22 protein-coding genes and 1 riboswitch are annotated in these 21,732 nt (G+C 43.2%); of the genes, 11 read left to right on the forward strand and 11 right to left on the reverse strand.

All coding sequences use genetic code 11. From position 1 onward, the window contains the following. Positions 1-77 precede the first annotated feature (77 nt). From A8L45_RS00830 to A8L45_RS00840, 3 genes are all read right to left on the reverse strand, one after another. Complete coding sequence (locus A8L45_RS00830; RefSeq protein ID WP_068898224.1) at positions 78-2,255, reverse strand: TonB-dependent siderophore receptor; 2,178 nt, start codon at positions 2,253-2,255, stop codon at positions 78-80. A 282-nt stretch (positions 2,256-2,537) separates the two neighbouring features. Then, the gene (locus tag A8L45_RS00835; RefSeq protein WP_068898226.1) at positions 2,538-3,473 is read right to left on the reverse strand and encodes an AraC family transcriptional regulator; all 936 of its coding nucleotides are present in this window, start codon (positions 3,471-3,473) and stop codon (positions 2,538-2,540) included. Positions 3,474-3,758: 285 nt separating this feature from the next. Further along, positions 3,759-4,109: a hypothetical protein gene (locus A8L45_RS00840; protein ID WP_068898227.1), complete on the reverse strand. Its 351-nt coding sequence runs from the start codon at positions 4,107-4,109 to the stop codon at positions 3,759-3,761. A 222-nt stretch (positions 4,110-4,331) separates the two neighbouring features. On the opposite strand from A8L45_RS00840, the gene A8L45_RS00845 reads away from it, so the two are divergent. The 3 genes from A8L45_RS00845 to alaE all read left to right on the forward strand — a co-directional run bounded on the left by A8L45_RS00845 (position 4,332) and on the right by alaE (position 5,997). Next, complete coding sequence (locus A8L45_RS00845; protein ID WP_068898229.1) at positions 4,332-4,787, forward strand: hypothetical protein; 456 nt, start codon at positions 4,332-4,334, stop codon at positions 4,785-4,787. Between the two features lie 70 nt (positions 4,788-4,857). Next, on the forward strand, positions 4,858-5,385 hold the full coding sequence (locus A8L45_RS00850; protein WP_068898231.1) for a hypothetical protein: 528 nt from the start codon (positions 4,858-4,860) through the stop codon (positions 5,383-5,385). Between the two features lie 171 nt (positions 5,386-5,556). Further along, a complete protein-coding gene (gene alaE / locus A8L45_RS00855) occupies positions 5,557-5,997 on the forward strand; it encodes an L-alanine exporter AlaE (protein WP_245680615.1) in 441 nt (146 codons plus the stop codon). 110 nt (positions 5,998-6,107) lie between these two features. On the opposite strand, the gene A8L45_RS00860 is transcribed toward alaE, so the two are convergent. Both A8L45_RS00860 and A8L45_RS00865 read right to left on the reverse strand, forming a co-directional pair. Further along, complete coding sequence (locus A8L45_RS00860; protein ID WP_068898236.1) at positions 6,108-6,749, reverse strand: hypothetical protein; 642 nt, start codon at positions 6,747-6,749, stop codon at positions 6,108-6,110. Between the two features lie 172 nt (positions 6,750-6,921). Further along, positions 6,922-7,830 (reverse strand): LysR substrate-binding domain-containing protein, encoded by a 909-nt coding sequence (locus tag A8L45_RS00865; protein ID WP_068898238.1) that lies wholly within the window; start codon positions 7,828-7,830, stop codon positions 6,922-6,924. A gap of 111 nt (positions 7,831-7,941) precedes the next feature. Here A8L45_RS00865 and A8L45_RS00870 point away from each other — a divergent pair, with 111 nt between their 5' ends. Further along, the gene (locus A8L45_RS00870; protein WP_068898240.1) at positions 7,942-8,481 is read left to right on the forward strand and encodes an NADPH-dependent FMN reductase; all 540 of its coding nucleotides are present in this window, start codon (positions 7,942-7,944) and stop codon (positions 8,479-8,481) included. Between the two features lie 200 nt (positions 8,482-8,681). Beyond that, positions 8,682-8,873 (forward strand): DUF3565 domain-containing protein, encoded by a 192-nt coding sequence (locus A8L45_RS00875; RefSeq protein WP_068898243.1) that lies wholly within the window; start codon positions 8,682-8,684, stop codon positions 8,871-8,873. 152 nt (positions 8,874-9,025) lie between these two features. On the opposite strand, the gene trpS is transcribed toward A8L45_RS00875, so the two are convergent. Next, a complete protein-coding gene (trpS, locus tag A8L45_RS00880; RefSeq protein WP_068898245.1) occupies positions 9,026-10,042 on the reverse strand; it encodes a tryptophan--tRNA ligase in 1,017 nt (338 codons plus the stop codon). A gap of 710 nt (positions 10,043-10,752) precedes the next feature. After that, positions 10,753-10,902: riboswitch (FMN riboswitch) on the forward strand. 172 nt (positions 10,903-11,074) lie between these two features. Between trpS and ribB the strand changes: the two genes are divergently transcribed. Beyond that, positions 11,075-11,740 (forward strand): 3,4-dihydroxy-2-butanone-4-phosphate synthase, encoded by a 666-nt coding sequence (ribB, locus tag A8L45_RS00885; RefSeq protein ID WP_068898247.1) that lies wholly within the window; start codon positions 11,075-11,077, stop codon positions 11,738-11,740. Positions 11,741-12,001: 261 nt separating this feature from the next. Here ribB and A8L45_RS00890 read toward each other — a convergent pair whose 3' ends face one another. Then, positions 12,002-12,349 carry a DUF3147 family protein gene (locus A8L45_RS00890; protein WP_068898249.1) on the reverse strand — a complete coding sequence of 116 codons (348 nt, stop codon included), beginning with the start codon at positions 12,347-12,349 and terminating at the stop codon, positions 12,002-12,004. 66 nt (positions 12,350-12,415) lie between these two features. Between A8L45_RS00890 and A8L45_RS24325 the strand changes: the two genes are divergently transcribed. Both A8L45_RS24325 and A8L45_RS00895 read left to right on the forward strand, forming a co-directional pair. Beyond that, entirely contained in the window at positions 12,416-12,634 is a 219-nt protein-coding gene (locus A8L45_RS24325; protein ID WP_175401864.1) for a hypothetical protein, read from the forward strand. A gap of 328 nt (positions 12,635-12,962) precedes the next feature. After that, on the forward strand, positions 12,963-13,523 hold the full coding sequence (locus A8L45_RS00895; protein WP_068898251.1) for a histidine phosphatase family protein: 561 nt from the start codon (positions 12,963-12,965) through the stop codon (positions 13,521-13,523). 8 nt (positions 13,524-13,531) lie between these two features. Here the strand turns inward: A8L45_RS00895 and A8L45_RS00900 are convergent, their stop codons facing one another. Continuing rightward, positions 13,532-14,527: a hypothetical protein gene (locus A8L45_RS00900; RefSeq protein ID WP_068898254.1), complete on the reverse strand. Its 996-nt coding sequence runs from the start codon at positions 14,525-14,527 to the stop codon at positions 13,532-13,534. Positions 14,528-15,305: 778 nt separating this feature from the next. Continuing rightward, positions 15,306-15,779, reverse strand: a complete 474-nt coding sequence (locus A8L45_RS00905; RefSeq protein ID WP_217492103.1) for a class I SAM-dependent methyltransferase — start codon at positions 15,777-15,779, stop codon at positions 15,306-15,308. A gap of 484 nt (positions 15,780-16,263) precedes the next feature. On the opposite strand from A8L45_RS00905, the gene A8L45_RS00910 reads away from it, so the two are divergent. Together A8L45_RS00910 and A8L45_RS00915 are read left to right on the forward strand one after the other, a co-directional pair. Then, the gene (locus tag A8L45_RS00910) at positions 16,264-18,894 is read left to right on the forward strand and encodes a M64 family metallopeptidase (RefSeq protein ID WP_068898259.1); all 2,631 of its coding nucleotides are present in this window, start codon (positions 16,264-16,266) and stop codon (positions 18,892-18,894) included. Continuing rightward, positions 18,891-19,376 (forward strand): hypothetical protein, encoded by a 486-nt coding sequence (locus tag A8L45_RS00915; RefSeq protein WP_068898261.1) that lies wholly within the window; start codon positions 18,891-18,893, stop codon positions 19,374-19,376. The genes A8L45_RS00910 and A8L45_RS00915 overlap by 4 nt, the downstream gene beginning before the upstream one ends. 139 nt (positions 19,377-19,515) lie before the next feature. Here the strand turns inward: A8L45_RS00915 and A8L45_RS00920 are convergent, their stop codons facing one another. Next, positions 19,516-19,863: a hypothetical protein gene (locus A8L45_RS00920; RefSeq protein WP_068898263.1), complete on the reverse strand. Its 348-nt coding sequence runs from the start codon at positions 19,861-19,863 to the stop codon at positions 19,516-19,518. A 294-nt stretch (positions 19,864-20,157) separates the two neighbouring features. Further along, positions 20,158-20,580: a VOC family protein gene (locus tag A8L45_RS00925; RefSeq protein ID WP_068898488.1), complete on the reverse strand. Its 423-nt coding sequence runs from the start codon at positions 20,578-20,580 to the stop codon at positions 20,158-20,160. Positions 20,581-20,962: 382 nt separating this feature from the next. Between A8L45_RS00925 and A8L45_RS00930 the strand changes: the two genes are divergently transcribed. Beyond that, complete coding sequence (locus A8L45_RS00930) at positions 20,963-21,472, forward strand: hypothetical protein (protein ID WP_068898265.1); 510 nt, start codon at positions 20,963-20,965, stop codon at positions 21,470-21,472. Positions 21,473-21,732 lie beyond the last annotated feature (260 nt).

Genomic DNA, 21,732 nt, shown 5'->3' on the forward strand with positions numbered 1-21,732 from the left:
TGAGTGAACATACAACCTGCTGCTTTCAGAACCAACAACCCAAGGCGACAAGCCTTCTGCCGCCCTGTTTCAGCTGCTTAGAACTCATATTCAACTGTCAATTCCACGGAGCGTTCAGCACCATACCAGCAGTTTGTTTTGTCAAAACAGGTATAACTCTCCTCGTCGAATGCGTTATTAACGGCGAGGTTAGCTGTGGTGCCAGACAGGGAAGGCGCTACTCCGCCGAGATCGTAACCTACTGAAAGGTCGACGCTGGTGTAGGCAGGCACTTTTCCTTGAGTATTGGTAGCGTCCATCTGCATTTCACCGACATATCTGGCGCCACCGCTGAGTCTGGTACCTGCTAGACGGCCTTTGTCTATGTTGTAGCTTGCCCACAAACTTGCCGCATGGTCGGGGATGTAAATAGGTGTGGTTCCCTTGAGCTGGTAAATGCTGTCCTTGGTAATTTTTTTGTCTGAATAGGTATAATTTGCTGAAAGTAAAAGGTTTTCAGTAATGCCCCACTGAGTCTGTAATTCTATGCCGTCTGACGTGAGCTCACCAATCTGTAATTGAGGGTCGCGGTAATCACCCGGATTGACAATAAGCGCATCACTCTTTGTGATACGAAATACCGATAAAGATGCATTTCTGTTGCCATCGTCAGACTGGTATTTTGCGCCTATTTCCCATTGGTCACTGGTTTCGGGTTTAAATGGTTTACCTTTTGTGTCATTACCTGCAGTCGGCTCGAAGCTGGTGGCGTAACTGATGTAAGGGGCAATACCCGAATCAAGTGTATATAGCGCACCCAGTCGGAAAGAAAATTCATCCTGATCTGTAGAGGATTCATTTGTTCGGCCGTCTTGTTTACTGAGCACCCGAGACTTATAGATATCGTAGCGGCCCCCTGCAAGCAATATCAAACTGCCCATCCGGACCTGGTCTTGAAGGTAAACACCGATTTGTTCAACACGAATACGATCATTTTGCGAGTGACTTTCCGTCAGTGTTGCCGGAGACAGTAAGTCATTGTCTGGATTGAAAATATTAAAGCCGTAAAAGTTGGGATCAGATGACCTAAATTCAGCATAGTCAGAGATGCCTGTCATGTATTGATAATCGACACCGAACAAAACGTTATGCTCAATATTTCCTTTGATGATCTCTCCAGAAAACTGATTATCGACGGTGAATCCCGTCAAGCTCTCGTCGGTGGTATAGATGTTGCGCTGCAGGACACCAGTCGTTTCATCAAAGTTACAATATAAAACTCCGGCAAATACATAACAGGTATGATAAGTATTCTTCTGTGACAGCTTACCATCGACATAACGGGCGTTTTGTAGGAAAGACCAGTCGTCGCTAAACTCGTGATTGAGTTTATAGCCAGCTAAAAACACTTCTCGCGTAAATTCGCTCCAATTCTCGTCACCAGCAGACGTCGAGGGAGACACGCTTCCCAGTGGGTTTTCGATAAACATACCTGAAGCGGGCAGTGATGAGTTTATCCCCATTGATGGATCATTTTGATAGTAAAGGGTGATACCAAGGTCTGTACTGTCATTGATTTGCCAATTGAGGGACGGGGCAACCACATATCTTTCCTCGGTCGCATTATCAACCTGACTATCTTGTTTACGGGTTAATGCGATGAAGCGATAAGAAAGGTCGGTGTTCTCTATGGGGCCCGTGCTATCAATTGTGGCACCCAGCAAATTACGTGAGCCTGCCGAAATACTCACCTTAGAACTTGATGACGACTGAGGCGCTTTTGCGATCATATTGATCATACCGCCGGGGGGCATAGAGCCATATAAAACAGATGTGGGACCTTTAAAGATTTCAATTTGCTGAATGGCGATGGGGTCTATCTGAGGCTGTAAATTCCAGTTTTTTAAATTCTGGAGTAAGAGCCCGTCGAAGTAGGCTTGCTCGACCCTAAATCCTCTTAGGTAAAAGTTATCGTACATAGTCACTGACGAACCTTTGGTTTCTGTCACGACACCCGGCGCATATCTCAACGATTGATTGAGTGACTTTACCCCTCTCTGTTGCATCAGATCGCCATCAATGACGGTGATACTTTGCGGGGTTTCATCTGGTTCAAGGGCTGTTTTGGTGGCCGTGTTCCTGTAGGCTTTTCCGAAAACAGTGACAGTATCCAGCGAGCTTTGCTCTTCAATATTTTCCGCATATGCAACGGGTATTGTGGACACCATGAGTCCGAGTAAAAGGGTTGTCCTTTGACAAATAGGCACAGTGCGCATAGTTCCCTCTATCGCTTCAATTGATAACGGTTCTCATTCAAGGTTATCTTTGTGAGCGAATGAAAAATTAACAATTTGGTGCAAAATGCCGAAATTCTCTGGCGTGCTTGAAACGAAGACCGAGAGCTATTTTTAAGGGATATCTCTTAATTGGAAGAACAAGAAAATAAATCTCTGTTTAAAACGAAATAACATAAAGAATGATTGATGGTGAAATGACAGTATTGGTATCAATAATGGGGAAGGAAATGCATTAAAATACGGTAGAAAAAGGGAGAGGTATTAAGGGTGTTTTTCAATTGCCAGCCAGTACTCCATGACCGCCTCTTCACTGTCTATTTCATAGTCCGCAGGGTAATGCTCAAGATCAAACCCATCTATACCTCGGTAATTTGATTGCGGTAGCCAATCTAAGATGAGCCAGTTCAACGTTTGAGGTAAAAACATAACCTTTCCTGTGTGCTTCACGACAGCATAGGTTTGTTCTGGCACCTCAAGGCTGCTCAATCCTTCCGGGAGCTTCTGAATATCGTTGAAAAATTTCGAGTGTTTTTGCTCGATGACGCCAGCCCAATAAATAAGGTTCGTCCCATCATTGTTGGATTGAGTCATATTAATGACGCCGGTTAGCGGCCATTTATGGGTTAGGTATTCCGGAGTAGACAGTAATAGTTGCTGCCAAAGTGTGGGTACTTTAACAGAGAAATTTTGAGAGTAAGAAAATAGACCATCGATATAATCATGAATACCAACCAACGAAAAAGAAGGCTTGGTTTCTACCCTGATATCAACAAATGAGTTTGTCTGTTTACTGGGAAACTGTTGTATTTGCTGTACTTCTATCGGTTTCCTGAGGCCGGTGCGAACGCCCGCTTGCCTGTAAGAGCGAGGACTGACGCCAAACATGCTTTTAAATGCACGACTAAAGCTTATTTCTGAGTTAAACCCCAAGTAGGTTGCGATATCTATTACTCGGTCTGATGAGTCGAGTAAACGCTCGGCCGCGTCACTGAGTTTTACTTCCCTGACATAATTGGCAACCGTTGTGCCTGTTGCATTCTGAAACACCCTTTGTAATTGCCAGCGAGACCAACAACTTTGTGTCGCGATCTTATCAAGAGATAATGGCTCAGAAAGATTGCCATGAATGAAATCCAGGACTTTTTTAACACGATTGAATGCGACAATTGATTTATTTGATTGCACACCCTTCCTCATATTAGCAATTCATTGTTGAGTGTATTTTAATCTTGACCAAAATTTTCTCATAGGTTTTGCAGAGGATGAAATACCCACTAATGATGAATATTCAACAATGAAATGCATGTAAAAATTGAAAGACAGTAAAAAAATAGGGTCTTTGCATGAACTAAAAGAAGATATCTCTGTTAGATAGAAAATCGGGTGACCGGAAAAAGTTGAAGAGGAATGAGAGCAATATACTCGGGCAGATGTGACACATCAGCCCGCTTGGCGGGCCTGAAGGGGCTTGATGTATACGGGTTACTTTTCCCCTTCCAGCATAACTTCGCCAGCCTGTCTTGCGCTTTTGTCCGCCTCGTAATTTTCTAGTGCATAAAAGGCTTCACAGAAACTCCCGGACTCGTTGTAGTTTTTTCTCGCCGCCGCAATTTTGCGTTCCGCTATGCGACGCTCCATGGGGTCTTTATCGGAAGAGCTAAATGTAACCTGTAAGTCCATCAGCATTTTCGAGAATTTTTTCCGGCAAATTTTTTCATTTTTCTGTGCCATTCTCACTTCGTTTTTCGGCGTCTTCGGTTCCGCTTTTTCCTCAGCCAGGCTGGTTGGTATAGCAAATATCACTGTGATAAAAAGTGTCAGTAAATAGCGCATAATTTCTTCTTATTTGTCTTCTTCATTATGCTAATAAACATAGTTTAACAATCACTTATTTGCATAATAAAAACATGTAATTACCTTAGTTGCTATGAAGAAATATGGTCTAACCTGAGACTACTTTTGAGTCTGGCTTAACATTCCAATAAGAGAAAAGATGCGCCAGCTATTAGGGTCAGGATAATCTAGAGACTTTCAAGGACTGATATCGATAAGACCATGCCAGAGCAAGTTAACGCGTCGCTACTTCAGCTTTACTTCAGGGAATCTGGAAGCGCCGCTTTTTTAGACCATGACGAGTTACCAGCTCTGAATGACAGTGATATGCCGGATTTTTTCAACTGGATGGCGAGTAAACGACATTTCGTTGAGAGTGATGTCAGTGGGCAAACATGGATAAAAACCTGTAGCGCCGGATACATCACTGAGGTGTATTTTCATCCTGACGGGAGGCTAGAGGAACTGACGCTATTCAGCCGCCTCGCTACATCTGGACGCTGGTTAATTCAGCGGGGGGCGCTTGAAATATTCATAGAAAAGGACACAAATCGCTATCATTCACGGGTTATCGCGAACAAGACGACAAATATTCATTCTGCGATTGAATATAAAAATGATGAGTTACACGCTTACCTAAAGCTGGCGCAAGTAAAACCTGCTGATAGCGATAATTGAATGTAGACTCACACATACTGCACATCCAAGAGACGGTGATGGCAGGCTATCGCTGCTGACGGAGAAGGCTATGACACATCGAATTCCCACCTGGACGTTGGTAGCTCTTGGGCTGGCACTGAATATTCTGGCTGCCTTAATGACGAATTTTGTCATTGATGATCTTGGGGAAAAAGCGGCAGATATTTCAGAGAAGCAGTCAGACAACGGTCGGTTAATAGCACTGAGCTGGCAGCAAATTGATGGCCTTGAAAGACGTCGTGAAGCCATCATTACCACTTTGAGCATCTATGACGCAAAGGACCAAAAGTTGCCTGTCGCTGTTTCCGACGCTCTCTTGGCTAATCTGAAAGGGGGCGATAAGGTGCAGCTGCCTGATACTTTGTCTTTCAGTTCACTTGAAGGCGTGATGGCAGCAATAAACCATGAGCAGGCATTTCTCCGCGATCGTATCAATCAACTTTACGCCACAAACCTCGACGAGGGTGATGCCCAGAAGTCGGTAAGCCGTGAGATAAATCTGTACCGTAATTTGGCATTATTTATTCAGATATTGGGTCTGGGTCTGATCATGGCGAAAGATTTATCAAGGCGTTAGCAATCTCTTCAAGTTTTTTTATTTTAGCGTAACAAGCTGTGAATATTGAAAATATAATTAACTGATATTTATCTATTTATAAGATGTTAGCTACCTATTAATCTGCTTTAATATCCCAAAGATATTGGGTGACAGGATTTCCCCATTTTTTAGTGGTGTTTGGGGGAAGAGATGATGAAAAGAGCACGCCTTCGAGCGGCGCTGGTAGACACATTTGCCATGGTGATTTTTTGCTTTATCACCGGTATGTGTATCGAAGTATTTATTTCCGGATTAACTGTAGAGCAATCAATTCAATCCCGCTTTATCTCCATTCCTATTAATGTGTTGATTGCGTGGCCTTACGGTTTCTTCCGCGACAAAATGATTGCGATAGCAACGAGTATGTCTTCAAAACAACGCGCCAAAACAGCAGCCGATTTTATCGCCTACGTGGCATTTCAGTCGCCGATTTATATGGTGATCCTTTTCGTTGTTGGCGCTGAGATTGATCAAATATTCACGGCAGTGGGTGCGAATGCCCTTGTTTCTGGCGCACTTGGTGTGGTGTACGGTATTTTTCTTGAGCATTGTCGCCGCTGGTTTAAGGTAGAGTTAGCAACAGCCACGTGAGCTTTTTATTGATGGCGGTGCGAGAGCAAGCCACGCTATGGGTAACTATTGATTGCTTTACTGTCTATTCATGAGACCTGATTATCATGAATAGACAGTGGCTATATCATTTACTTTCTCGTAAGCCGTGGTCTCATGTATTCCACAAACTCCAGAAAATCATCTAACTGCAGATCTTCAATTTTCTTCATAAATTGAACCTTATCAGATATCACTTTCTCAACGTTTGGTTTATCAAGCAAAATGGTCAGTGCGACCGCGGTCATACCTCTTTTGGCATTGGACGACATATGGAGCCATGATTCTTTATCGTCTCTGATGGCCATCTGATAGGTTGGCTCCAATGTTGAAAAGCGTTCAAACAAAGGCTCACAAAGCCGTTCGAGATTGAAAACCACACCTTCTACCACTTGAGCAATGTCGTCTTCTGACCAAAGCCTCCAAGTCAGCGTTACTTCAGGAAATAAGTCCACGAGGGAAGCGCCCACTGTGCCCGTATTGAGTTGGGATTTCGTTTCCCCATTATTTGCTCGAAGTTCGTTTACCAAGTCTTCCACTTGGTCATGTCTGACTGAGCAGCTGATCTTGGCTCTCAGGTTTGTGCCATAGTTAGCACAAGGAACATGAATAGCCTGCCAACCATAGTCTGTTTTTCGGTATAGAGAGCCTTGTCGTACTTTACTGAAACCAAAGGGGGACAACGCTTCTCCAAGTTGTTTGTACAACGCTTTTTTTAGTTCGCCTAACTTCATTTCTTACATTCGTCCGTGGCTATGTTCGACGATTTTCGTCAGTTTCTCACTGCCTGTGAGGGGTGTATTTTTCTACTGGTGAGTCTGATTACTGGGTAAAGAAAAGGGATAAGCCTTACTTGTACAGTAATTTGTGATACTCGGCAGAAGAGGAAAATTAATACTCAGTGTATTAGCCAGCTATCACAGTCGGTAATCGCTCGCGAATAAATGCGGATAATGCCTCAGTCTGCGGCGGTACGCCTGCACGGGATGGCATCAGTAAGCTCAATTTCGCTGAAAGCGATAACCATTCTGGTAGGACTCTCACCAATTGTCCCGTTTGCAATGCGTCGCGGCACACATAGGTTGGCAGTGATACGATGCCTAATCCCTGAACTGCACCCAGCAGTATGGTCGACATATCTTCGGAACACAGAATGATGTTGGTATGCTGGCGGGTTCGTGTACCGTCAATATGTTGTAACGGAATACTCTCAATACCGTTATCTTGTCCCATCTTGAGTAGCTTGCAGCGTGATAAATCGTAAGGGCTGTCTATTTGGCCAACCTGCTCCAGATAATCCGGAGAGCAAAACAGCCCCCATTCGACATTGGCAATGAAGCGTTGAATCAAACTTGAATCTGGCAAGTCATTCGCGTGACCACGGATAGCAAGGTCCACACCTTCCGCCACCAGATCAACATTGGCATTGGTCACCCGCTGTTCGATCAACACCTTCGGATACAGTTTTGTGAATTCGGTAATGATGTTGAGTAATGCAAACTGGGCAGTGCCGACAGAACAGCTGATCACTACTTTGCCTGATAATGGACCGTGGCTGTTGTCCATTGCCGATTCAGCCATTTCCATGGCGTCGACCAGTTTGCGTGCGTGTGCGTAAAACGTCTGGCCTTCATGGGTGACTGAAATATTTCGGGAGGTTCTTTGTAGCAGTCTTACACCCAATCTTTCTTCAAGCTGAGCCACATGGCGACTCAATCTTGATTTAGGCATGTTTAGGGACTTGGCTGCTGCGGTGTAACCATTTTTCTCAACCACATGTACAAAGTAGAAGTAGTCGTTCAGGTCGATTTTCATCAGGCTTTATTGTTCTATATATGAAACGATAAGTCCGATTATTGACTGTTTTTGTCCGTATTCCCAGTTGATAAAGTAATAACAACTTAGAAAATAGAACGGGCTACCAAAATGAAAGTACTTACTTTTGCAGCAACCAATACCATCCAATCTATCAACAAGACGCTGGTTAAATACGCTGCGACTCATCTGGAGGGGGCAGATATTGATTTTGTTGATATCAATGATTATGACTTGCCCATTTATAGTTTTGATTTGGAGGAAAAGCTTGGTGTCCCTGATGCTGCGCACGCTTTTCTGGCACGAATTGCGCAAGCAGGCGCTATTTTGGTCTCCTTTGCGGAGCACAATGGAAACTACACTGTGGCTTTTAAAAACCTATTTGATTGGATGAGTCGCGTAGACAGAAATATTTACCAAAACAAACCTATCGTTATGCTCGCCACCTCACCTGGTGCTGGTGGCGGGCAACATGTATTGAAGCTTGCTGAAAATTCCGCACCACATTTTGGCGGCCAAGTGAAAGGTACGTTGAGCATCCCAAGCTTCTACGATAACTTCGACGCTGAGGCGGGAAAATTGGTGAATGCCGAGCTGGTGGATGCATTAGAAAGTGTTTTATCGACGTTAAAAGAACCCGTTGATGTGTAAGAGACAGGCATAATAATTAAGGGTTGGCGATTGACTGGTCAATACCATATTTATCAACGGGTAAATATGGTATTTAGGCCCCTACACGCTGTTGTTTGAAGCGGTTGTCTCTGTCACTATATAACTGAACTATGTAGCAAATTATCAATGTGAAACAGAGATAATTCGTCTGGTAACTTATAGGTAGACAGGAGACAATAATGAAACAGCCTATTGTTGGTTATCATAAAGATGACGAAGGGCATTGGGTTGCAGAGCTACGCTGTGGTCATTGCCAACATGTGCGCCATCAGCCTCCATTTATTCTGAGGCCATGGGTAGTGACTCTTCACGGAAGGGAAAAGATGCTTGGCACGTTTTTGTATTGTAAGTTATGTGAAAATGAAAATTAGATTTTTATATCTATGTTCCCTTTGACTTATTGATATTTGGGCATTCGCTGATTAAAGCGGAACACCCATACCACAACTCATTAATACGCGTTAACAAGCGCTATCTTTTATCAGAGATACTGACAAAATAGTCACTATCATAATGTTTCCACTTAGATATCCAGTAAGTTCAAACCAAAGGCCTGCTTAACTCGCTGCAAAACATCATTGCTCTCCTCTCGTGCCAGCAATGTGCCCTTTCTGAGTATCGCGGCGAGTTCCCCCTTATTATCAAGAAACGCTTCGCGTTTTTTTCGAATTGGAGCCAGCAAGTCCTGAAGGCACTCTTCAAGAATTTTCTTTGTTGTTCCGTCTCCAAGCCCACCCTGACGATAACGCTCCTTTAATTGGTTGATATAGTCGCTGTCCGGATGGAGAGCATCGAGATAGGTGAATACAACGTTGCCTTTTACCTGACCCGGGTCTTCGATTCTCAGGTGGTTTGGGTCGGTATACATTGCTTTGACTGCCGCTGTGATTGCTTTGGGTGTTGCTCCCAGTGTAATTGCATTCCCCATTGATTTTGACATCTTACTTTTACCGTCGGTGGAAGGTAGACGGGGTACAGAAGTAAGTAGTGGCTTACATTCTGTCAGAATTTTACGTTTAGCGATGCTGTTTACTTTTCTGACAATCTCATTGGTTTGCTCCAGCATAGGTAATTGATCATCACCAACTGGTATGAGAGTGGCATTAAAAGCAGTGATATCTGCGGCCTGGCTGATTGGGTAACAGAGAAAACCGGCGGGTAGGGATCGACCAAACTGTTTACTTGCGATCTCCGCCTTCACCGTTGGGTTTCGTTCTAGACGGGAAACCGTCACCAGATTGGAGTAAAACTGCGTGAGCTCGGCAAGTGCAGGAAGTGCTGATTGAAGGCAAATTGTTGTTTTATCTGGGTCTATACCTACCGCGAGGTAATCAGCGACCACATTGAGTATGTTGTCTGATACTTTTTCAGGTGTATTTCCGTTATCTGTCAGACCCTGCATATCAGCGACAAGAATAGTTTGTTGGTAAACCTCTTGAAGCGAGACGCGTTGACTTAAAGAGCCTACGAAATGGCCAAGATGCAAAAGGCCAGTTGCTCTGTCACCAGTGAGAATTTTTTCTTGTTGTGGGTATGTCATTTAATGTGTCTCCTTTGGTGTGAACCAACCACCGAAGACAGATAATGATAAATAAATGTGTTTCACCAGCTGCCATCGGCGGCGGATGAAATATTGAATGCCCGCGCCGCTTTATTGAGAGGCACGCCACCAGATGAATGTGTTAGAAGCTGGAAGTAAAATCTTTTTCATACAAGGAAGTTATCAGTACCTCATTGAAAAAACAAGAGTGTTTTTACAGGTGCTTGTGGCTTAATTTAGCAACACATATCGACTAATCGTGTTACGTCTAACGTGGTGATAGACGTCATCTACCGAAGTGAGTGCTTTTTATGCCGTAAAGGGTAAGTGTTCCGTCAAAGATATAAAATGATAATTGATTAATTTCCACCAACTGCCATGTTAAGACAATGAAACATTGAGTGTCAGTACTGTTTTATTGATGGGTATGTCTTTTGACAAGCGAGTTGTACGACGTAAAACATCATGTTTCTAAACAAGAAAAAGGCCATGGTCTGGTCGAAAAATAAAACAGATTTAAGCATCCCTGCGTAACATGTTTCTCAATCTACAATTGTGCTAATTTCATAAATAAAACCTCTTATAACTTTACGTGTCAAACGCTTAAATATTTAAGTGATGAAATATTCCTAAATGTCTGTGTTTTGTAGAGCAGTGGCCGCTTTCTACATTCTTCTTGCACTGATTAAGTAAATTACTCTATTCTGGTGATGAATTCTCAGGGCGGGGTGGAATTCCCCACCGGCGGTAATGCATTTTGTGCGCAGCCCGCGAGCGCCTGCATGCGATTTTGTGCAGGGTCAGCAGATCTGGTGTAACTCCAGAGCCGACGGTTAAAGTCCGGATGAGAGAGAATCAGTGAAAATAATCAAATGTGAGATCTGGCGACTGAGATTCACTTTTTAAAGTGCTTCGCAGTGTTGGTTTTCCCTCCCACATGGCAACATGTGGCATCAGTTCGTCTGCAATTTACGGACGGGCTCACTGCTTTTCTATGCCCTGATTCTGGTAGTTTTACACAGGAGTTTTACCATGAATCAGTCTTTACTCTCACCATTTGGCTCAGCATTCGATCGTGTCGAAGCTGGACTTGCCGCAATACGCGACGGCAAGGGGGTGCTCGTCGTTGATGATGAGGATCGAGAAAACGAGGGTGACATTATATTTGCCGCAGAAACACTGACACCAGAACAAATGGCATTGATGATCCGCGAATGTTCAGGGATTGTCTGTCTATGCCTGACTGATGAAAGAGTCCGGCAACTGGCGTTACCCATGATGGTTGAGAACAATACCAGTGCTAATCAGACCGGTTTTACCGTCACTATTGAAGCCGCTCAAGGTGTGACAACTGGCGTCTCTGCATCAGACAGAGTGACTACTGTACAGGCTGCCATAGCGAATGGTGCAGTACCTGCTGATCTCAGTCGCCCGGGCCATGTTTTTCCCTTGAAAGCAAACCCAGAGGGGGTATTAGGGCGACGTGGTCACACTGAAGCAACTATCGACCTAATGCGACTTGCCGGGAAAAAACCATACGGTGTGCTCTGCGAACTCACCAATCCTGATGGTTCAATGGCAAGGTTACCCGAGGTTATCGCTTTTGGTGAGAAATGGGGTATGCCTGTTCTGACCATTGAAGATCTCGTCGCATACCGTTTAGACAAAATGGGCGAGTCAGATAATAAAGTGGCTTAATTCACATTTTTGGGTGATTGATAAACGGTCGTGAGCCGGGTACAAATCCGGTTCACTTCTGCTCCTCTACTATCATAACCATCATCTCTATTACCGTTTCTATTTAGTTGTTTGTCACTGCCTCACTCACGGCTCCCTGTGATTGGGTGCGTGCCTGATGACTGTTGTGAGTTGACTTGACCAAAAAGCTACTTCTGCTAGCTATTGTGACAATAAGCTTCCACGTTCTAACAGTAACAGATGACTAGGTATACGTGTTACCTACCATAATTCAATTCCAAAGGGTTTTAGCGCCCAGCCCCAGATGAAGAAAACACCAACAGTCATGGCTGCACTGAGCCCCAGCCCTAGCCAGAAGCCAAGCTGATAGTATAACCAAGGAAAGATCAGGAACATGGGTAGAGTCGGAACGACATACCAAAAAGTATAGAAAGCATGGTTAGTTATCTGCTCCGGAGTGCTTTTTTCCAGGTGAAGCCAAATAAGTACAAGTAGAGTGACGACGGGTAATGACGCCAGAAAAGCACCGAGATGTTCGTTGCGCTTAGCGGCTTCTGAGACAAGCACAACAATGGCCGCTGTAAGAAGGTATTTGATAATAAGCATCATATGATGCACTCCAAAGGGGTAATGTGAAAGCAATAGAAACCGCCAGACTATCCAGCAAGTTTCCCTTTGATCGCAATGCTCAAGCTCTTCAACGTAACTGTGCCTTGGTCAATCACCGACGAATGCTTTAATGACCTAATTATGCTGATGGCAGCAAACCTTGAAAACAAAAAGTGTAAGAAGCCAGTGTCGCACTTTGTCGGTACTGATTATTTTACGACACAAAGAACCGACACCTCTTTAATTCAGCATCGTATTTTTACATCCTTATTACTGCGCTTTTGAACGTCAACGTCCGATATTATTTTGATTGAGCAGACGCTAAGTTAGCACTTTTCTATCACTCTCTTATTGTTATTTCGTGTGTGTATCGTTTTGTAAACAAAAAGTTAGTTCTCGCTCTGAATTCGGTGTCGCAAGCGTACTTTTTTTCCAGTCTATTGATAGCCTTGTGCCTATATGGTGATGTAATTAAGGCACTGCTCGTAAAGAGTTTTAGATGCTTGGTGACATGACCGTGGTTTGCTTTAAAAGTCAGTGACGTCGGAAACTATCCAGATTTTCATCCCGTTGTCAGGAAATGACATAAAATGATAGAAGAGGTAAAACGACAATGGATATATTTTTACTGCGCCATGCTGAATCTATTTCCAGCCAAAATGGCTCTTTTGCATCAGATGCAGGAGAACCTTTAACTGAAAAAGGTTACAAAGACGCAGAACGAATTGTTCCTCTACTTTCTGAGCTGGATCTCGACAAGGTGCTTTGCTCTCCCTACCTAAGAGCGAGAGATACTGTTGCGCCTTTCGTGCGTGAGTCTGGCGTAGATCTCACAATCCTACCCAGCCTCGCTGAGGGGCAATTAGTGCTGGATAATATTGCGATAAGTCCAGAGCCAGCGGATTACATACTGGATGAAAGCGGAGAATTACAGCCCGCGAAACCTGAAACTCCGGGAGCCTTCCTCTCTCGAGTCAGGCAATCAGTAGGCTCCTTATTGGACAACCGAGATGAGCGAATACTTGTTGTTAGCCATGGTCATATGATTCGTGAAATTCTCAATGTCTTGATGAGAGTAGATACCAAAATCCGTTTTCCACATGATAACTGTGGTATGTCACATCTGACGCTGGGTAATGATTTTACCTGCCACTACATCAACCGCACCTTGTAGCTGTTTCGTCAAATCCCATTATCCTTGGCAGAGAGAAATTCGCTCTCGTTACCTCGTCGTTTCGGGAGCCAGATATCTTTGGATGAATTGATCAGCTGCTTAGGAATGTTGATCCTCATCTCGAGACTGTGGAACGTGTTGCCAAAGCCGAGAACCCTCCCTGTATGAGGACAAACCTTTTCAACCTCAATGTTTCGCAGAGAATACTCGCTCTTGTTTGTGCCATTAAAAGCAAATTCACCTTGCCTGACACTACTTACCACTTCATTGTCGATTTTGAGTGGTATTGTCGCCATTCCTTTATCGACTAACTGTAACTGAGAAACAGAAACCAATGGTCTGCCAGACTCGCTGAAAAGATTAGCTTTTACCCGATAAAGCCCTTCGGTTTTCGTTTTTATGACCAAAGGTATTACCGCATCATTACCATCAATGTAAGGATTTGCAGAGTCAGTCAGATTAGCGACTGGAACAGAGAAATTAATATCAGCTTTGATGATGTCACGCCCCGAAGGAAACTCAAGGTCGGCGACGAGGCGTATTTCTTCAGGCCAATCGGGTCTTGTGTTCAGTTCAAGGTATTCATCGACCATATGCTGTCTTAGCAAAATCTTTTTGCTCTTTGCGTCGATGACAAATATTTCTGCTGACCGGGTACTGATTTCTGATGCAAGACTGATACGAATCATGTCTGGGTAATAAAAACGGGCCTTCTCTAAAATGATTGCCGCCTTAACTGTCCCATCTAAGACTGGTGAGGGTTTTGGCTTATAGGTGTTCGGGAACATAATAAATGCCCCCGGCTTTTCTATCGGCTTTGCTGAGTTGGCATAAATAGTAAGCAAACTCAGCGCCTCTGACGGTATATCGAGGGATTTTGCAACACTCTCGTTCCCGTCGCTTAGGGATACTTTTAGGCGCTTGTCTCTTATGCTGTCACTTGTAAGATCGTTGTCTTTAACGACACTGGTCTTCTTATCAACATCGGCGACGGCGACACCCATTATGATACATTCCGGACAGTCTGGACTGGAAAACAAGTAAAGCCAGAGGCCGAAGATTGAAAAAAGGGTTATTCGATACACGTCACTAGCTATCCTTAGTCACGAATTGCAGAAGCGATTCTCTATCTCGAATGTAAAGTGCTGGCGGTAATGCGTTAGTTCAATGTGTTTTCTATTTTTGCAGCAGTATGCAGTCAGCACGCTCGTAATATTCCAGTAGCAATATAAAGTTTGTGGTGATTTCAAAACAAGCTTATATTTTTGAAATACTCATTTTCCGCAATCAAAAAACAAGTTATTGAAAGTGAGAAAATTAGACTTATGAAATTTGCTGTGTATTTTTTAGGTGCGCCGCAATAAATATAGAAAAATAGTCATTTGACGATAATTATCACATCTCACTATTATTTTTTAAACTATTGATAATGTTAAGTTTGTTTTTTATTTATCTGTATGTATGATCAGATTTTTTGTGTTTCGTGGATACTTTTAATATCAAGTAAAGTCAGTCAATGTTTATGATAAGATTTTTTTATTAAATCAATGGAACCTAATGCAGTCCCCGACGGCTGTTAAAAGTTAAAATAAATTAAATATTAATCATTGTCGGCCAATAATAGTTCGGGACTCACTAAGGTGTCGCAATATGTAAACGTATTCCAACTTTGAATAATATTTCTATTTTAAAGCTATTACTTTAATTTTCTTGTAGTGAAAATATTAATTCCTCAATTCTCCGATGACACATGGTGACGCAGGATAGAGATTTATGCTTTTTTCAGTCGAGGCGATATCGATAAATGGGAGAGTGATAAAAATCATTTAAACGAATTTCTTGTTCGGGTTGATGATCAGGCAGGGAAAAATTATTGCTAATAACAAATAATGGAAGGGCATCTCGTGTAGTTGTGTTGAGTTGATTTGCTTCATTATGAAATGAAGATAGTTTTGATCCTTTGATTTGCGCTGATGAAATAAGGGCTGAGACCTTTGACATACCGCCCGGGTAAAGATAGCAGAGCAAAACTGACGCCTCTGATAAATCAGAAGCCATAAAATCTCTACGGTACAACGTGAGGTTGTTGGCTCCATAGACCTGTTTGAGAAAAATACTCACCAGATAGGGCAGCAAAGACAGCTCATACCCAACCACTTTGCGGTCAGGAAATCGTGCAGCTGCACGTAGGGCAAGCGTCCCCCATCCAGAGCCGAGATCATAAATTGCACCTTGACCAGTATTTTCAGTCAACATTAACATTGTCTGATATGCCTTAGCAGAACTTGGCATTGGTGAGATCCCCACCCTGAGAGTGGTCCAAACGAGAGAGATAGAGAAAAAAACAACCACAAGCAGGAACAGTACTTCCAAAGTAGGCATAGGATATCTTTCTTAGTTTCAGCGCAATTATCGTGGGCAATAAGACGTTACAGACAGGATATCATATCCTCGTTAATTCCCTCTCACATCCCAAGGTTGTCAATAATCTTCAACATCAATTACACATTTCAAGATGAGATGCTAATGATTATTTAACTCGTCAGTATTTGAGTCTAATTTAAAATAATCTCATTAAAAATAACTTAATAGAAAATATATATATTTCAATTCATTTTCTCGTAGTGCCAACATTTAGTATTGATATATCACCTCTGATCACTAGAGAGTAATGCTTCTTCGCACCGTACCATCGCAAATCATTTACTACGATTAATGACAGGCGAATAAAGGTCATGTCATGCAAAAAGTATTGCTCAGTAGAGTGTTAATTTTTATTGTTTCGGTCCTCTTCTTTGGCTGTGACGGGTCAACCGACGTTGAAAATCAGCCCCCAAAAGAGGTGTTTAATGAACTCACCGTGACTGTGGTAGATGGGTATCTTGAGGACGCTACGGTTTGGTTGGATATCAATGCTGACGGGATGTTAGATACAGAGGAGCCCAGTGCAGTCTCTGATGAAAAGGGTATCGCACGATTGAGCGTCCCCTCCAATATCGACACTCAGCGTTTCTTTCTGATGGCACATGCTGACCCTGAAAAAACCATCGATAAAGACACCGGAGAGCGAGTCGTCCATCCATTTATGCTCGCCTCACCTCCGGGACACAATATTCTATCACCACTGACCACTTTGATGGTCATTCACATGAAGCAAATCCCAACTGACCTTTTGTTCTCTGAAAATCCGGTCGATATATCATTAAAGGCTATGCTCTGGGCTTCTGAAATATTTGGTATACCGACTGAGACAGTGATGAACGATTTTATCGCGTCTGAAAAGCATGTTACTCACTACGCTGCATCAATGGTGACTATGTCAGGGCTACTTCCCCGTGATTCAATAACCTGGCAGAAATTAACGGATAAAAATAGCAGTCAGACCTCTTTCGAAGATAAAGCCTATCAGGTTGGTCAAGCAGTCATTCAGCAGGTAGGTCAAGTTGACACCAGTAATATCTCGAACTTTTCACAAATCCCACTTATTTACACCGTCGTCGGTGACAATGACCAATGTCCAGAAGGGTTTGTGGCTGAGGCAACTGTCTGTGTGATTGATACTGATGGCGATCAGCGAAGCAATTTCATTGATAACGATGATGATGGCGATGGCGTGGTCGATACAGAGGATATGTTTCCACTTGACTCGACAGAGAGCGTCGACACTGATTTAGACGGGATTGGCAATAATACCGATCAAGACGATGATGACGATGGCTACAACGATGATCAGGACCAACTGCCACTTGATCCGAGTGATTTTCAGGATACGGACGGTGACGGCATTGGTAACAAAGCCGATACAGATGACGATAATGATGGCGTGCCCGATAGTGATGATGTCTTTCCGCTGGATCCTGATGAGTCAGTCGATACAGATAACGATGGGACGGGTAATTATCGCGACACCGATGACGATGACGATGGCGTGCCTGATACCGAGGATGCTTTTCCGCTTGATCCTCAGGAATCTGTGGATACCGATCAAGATGGTATGGGAAATAATCGCGATACGGACGATGATGAAGATGGTGTCCCTGACGTTGAAGATGCCTTTCCGCTTGATACTAGTGAATCAATGGATACTGATGGAGACAAGGTTGGTGATAACACAGATGTTTTTCCAATGGATCCCACCGAATGGCAGGATAGCGATGGCGATAGGGTAGGTGATAACGCCGATGCATTTCCGGGAGATATCGCTGCCAGCGTTGACCGAAATAATAATGGTAAACCTGATATCTGGAATTCAGACTGTTTCAGAGATTGTCAGCAGGCCTCTAACTTGGAACTTGACTGGGATGGTATAGGACCCGCCACGATACAAGGTCGATCAGATGGTGTCGGTGTTGATCTGGTGATCCTAGGGGATGGGTTCACAAAAGAAGACAAACAGGTTTTCAAAAACACAGTGAATGATGTCTTTGAGCATTTTTATAATGAGGCGACGATCAAAACTCATATTCAGGGTTGGAACATTCATGTGATCGGCACTGAGTCGAACGAGTCAGGTATTCGCTCATCACCCACTGCCAACCCCGTTGATACGTTTTTTGACAGCTATTTTGGTTGCTACAACATAGCACGGCTCTATTGTGTCAACGTTTCCCGTGTTCAAAGGGAAACAAATGAACACTTTCCTCAGTGGGATATTTTATTACTGGCTGGAAATACTAAACAATATGGTGGCGCGGGTTACTCTAAGCTGGGGACATTCAGTCTGGCTAATTCAGCGATAGAAATCGCAGTGCACGAACTTGGCCATTCATTTGCCGGGCTTGCGGACGAATATACTTACGGCAGAACCAGCCCGCCAGGGACTGAGCCATCCCAACCTAACATTACTGTTAATAATGATCCGGCGTCGCTGAAATGGAAATATTGGGTTTCTCACCAAAGCACGCATCCTATTCCTAACGAGTCACATCGTGTTGGCCATTATGAGGGTGGACAATATGTGAAAGAGGGGGTGTGGCGACCGACGAAAAATTCGATCATGCGCAGCCTTGGAAATGCCTTTCATGCTGTCAATGCAGAGGCCTGGGCGTTGAAAGTCTACAAACATGGCGAACCTGTATTGTCTTTTAGCCCAGAGGAAACGTCACAACAATCGCCAAAAGCACATCCACTAGAACAGCCTGTCGTTTTCAAAATCGACACCGTTTACGATTTGGCAAAACTGAAAGTACTTTGGTTCGTCAACGATGAGAAAGTTGATAATGATGGTAGCCTGACTTTCTCGCCCAATCTGTCCTCATCGGGTGTGTATAAAGTTGAAGTGCGGGTAAGCGATGATTCCGGATTAATTTTATTCGATCCCAAAAACTATAGCCGACGCACATTGACCTGGTTCATGGAGGCAACAAAATGATGAGTCTCACTGCTGATAGGCTTCGCATTGCGAAAGTCGGATTTTTTACTTGCTTGTTGATGATAACCTGTTCTGTTTCTTCAGCGACTTTGATGATTAATGTTGAGGTAAAAAACGAACAACACACTGTCGATAAAATCTGGGTGCTTGAGCAAGATTATCCTCCTTTTGAACATGGTCTTGACCAGGGGAAATATATCGTTGTGACTATCACAGACAGAGATGGCAATGCAGTGCTGACTGAGAGGATCCCAGACCCAACAATTATGAGAGGTGTATTGGAGCTGGGTGTTCCAAATTCAACACATGGACAATATGTCGCTGAGGTTGCCTCATACACCTTGAGATACCCTTATCAGACATCCATGCACAGAGTGAAAGTAACGACACTCGATACAACGAAAGCACCAGTGACACGCAGCCGTGTCAGAGGTGCTCCTCAAGAAAAGACGGTTGTTGACGAAGAAATTATATTTAAATGAGAACACGAGACTTTTTCTCGCTGATAGAGAATGACTTTTCTTACTTTATGCTTTGTGTCTGCAAACACCTTATCGCTCTGAACAAATACAACTGACAAGGTTAGATAGCGGTTATAACGTTACCGTGAGTCATTCCTTTTCATTTCACACCAGAGGTATGTGTTTTGTTGGTGGAAAAAATCAGTGCGCTATTGAACGACTTATAGTGGTAGTGAAACTCATTATAACAGCCAAACTTCGTTGAACTCAGGCACGCATAACCCAGTGACATAAGAAATGATGTTAATGATGCATACTCGCCATGGCGGGTCGTTTCAATGATTCGATATGCTTTGTTGTCAGTTTGAGAAAATATATGCAGTTGAAAAAGCTGCTTATCTGTATTGTTCTCATCACTGCTATTTTCCAGATTTCGTTGAAGACAGAAATCTTCAATGGCGACGTCTAACAAAGGGTAGTCAGGTTTTCCGACTAAGGTTGTTTTCATCTGATACAAACCTATGTTTTTTCGTGATTTCTATCGATTTGTTCAAAGTACAGCCAATCCTTTGCAAAGCTATTGCTATCGGGTTTATGTCTTCCGTTTCTGTAGACACAAACATTCAACGCTATTCGTTGCATTTATACCTGAGTAATCAGTGATCGGCTGTTAGCAATCATCGATAATTACTCAACATGGTAAAACCTGTCTTTTTGTTTAAACGTGACTTTTGGTGTGTTTAAACATCCTATTTACAACATACTGCTAAGAGTGTGATTAATACTGACAACGAAGACGGGGTTATTCTTGTAGGTCACAATCTATCTGGCTCTTCAATTCCACTGTGTTTCCATCAGGATCCTTAATGTAAACCGATGGACCTCTGCCCTGAGCACCGTAACGAGAGCTAAATTCAACCTCATTAATACCATGGCGCAGAAGATGGTCAGTCAGTGTTTGCTGCGAGATCTTTTTCAGTTGCAAACAAAAGTGATCCATGTTGTTTCCTGTTGCAGTGGGGGCTTTCCCTCCCAACTTGCCAAGCTCACTATCCACCTCAACAATATCGATCAGAGATGTTCCGGCTCTCAGTTGTGTTAATCCTACGTCAGGTGGAGTTTGGCGTTCTACTTTGCACCCAAGAACGTCAGTGTAAAAACGCAGCATGGCATCGAGATTCGCCGTTCTTAACACGAGATGATCAATGGCAGCAATTTTAATCATGATGTTTTTTCCGTTGTCTTTTTTACTCAGGTGACTTCTCATGTGTCATTGAGTTATGTTTAATATTTTCGCTATTAATCTTTTGAACACAGCACGTTGTTTTTGTCATTTAATACCAGAGGAAATTGTCCGGCAATATTCATCACTCTGTTTCTTTTCATTTTTTTAAAAAATCCGCTCAAAACCGCGATGTAGCACGTTGAGCGAGTAACCAGTATTTCATTGCCATTTCTATCCGTCACTAATGGCTCTATGGAATTTGTGATTATCGCTTGCTGATGAACCGCCTCAAAACTGGATATGAAGGCTTTTCGCTCGTTATTTTCTCACTTCTGTTCTACACCTATATTAAGAGGTGAAGAACCTGTATTGGATTGAAAATATGAAAGTAGTTTTATTTATAGCGTGCTTTTTCTTAATACCTTTCACGGTGATTGCTGGTGAGGAATATCATCAAGATTGGATGGTAGATACCAATGGCAATGATTATTTTTATGCCGCCACCATAAATAATAACGACCAGATTTTTGGTAAGTACTGCTACTTCAGCTCAGAAAATTGTCTTTATCTGATTGGTGTAGATATTACCTGCGAAGCGGGCAGTGAATACCCTGCATTAGTGAATGCGGAAAGCGCTGCTATGCACGTTACACTGTATTGCGGCGACAAGTTTATGGATCAGAATGTATTAGTCATTGAGCCCTATGAAGACATTGACCTCGCGATTAAGCAGGGTGAGCAATTAGGTATCGCTGTACCCATGGAGAGTGGTCAGTTTCAGGTGTCAAGGTTCAGTCTTGATGGGGCAATTATTGCTATTGATAGGATGATGGATGCTGCGCTTTATCACCTTAGAGAGAATCGTTCTTTACCTGACAGCGAGAGCTTATAAAGTTATCAACAAAAGCAAATAACGCTCTCAAAAACGGGTTTCGCTAAGAGTTTACTTATTGTTTTATAAAGGATTGACTCGCAAATACGCCTGACTAACTAGAAGCAATTGGCAGTATTGAGTAACGTCTGAGCGTTTGTTTGGTGGCGTAACACCATCACATTCAGCCCGGGAGCCTGAATTTGATGCATTCAGCGTGTTAACAAAAATTGCTTTTCCTTCCTTTTAAGCGGTATGAACACCCCGGGCATCCTCTAACA

Origin of the sequence: Veronia pacifica, assembly GCF_001707825.1 — a bacterium.
Lineage (GTDB): Bacteria > Pseudomonadota > Gammaproteobacteria > Enterobacterales > Vibrionaceae > Veronia > Veronia pacifica.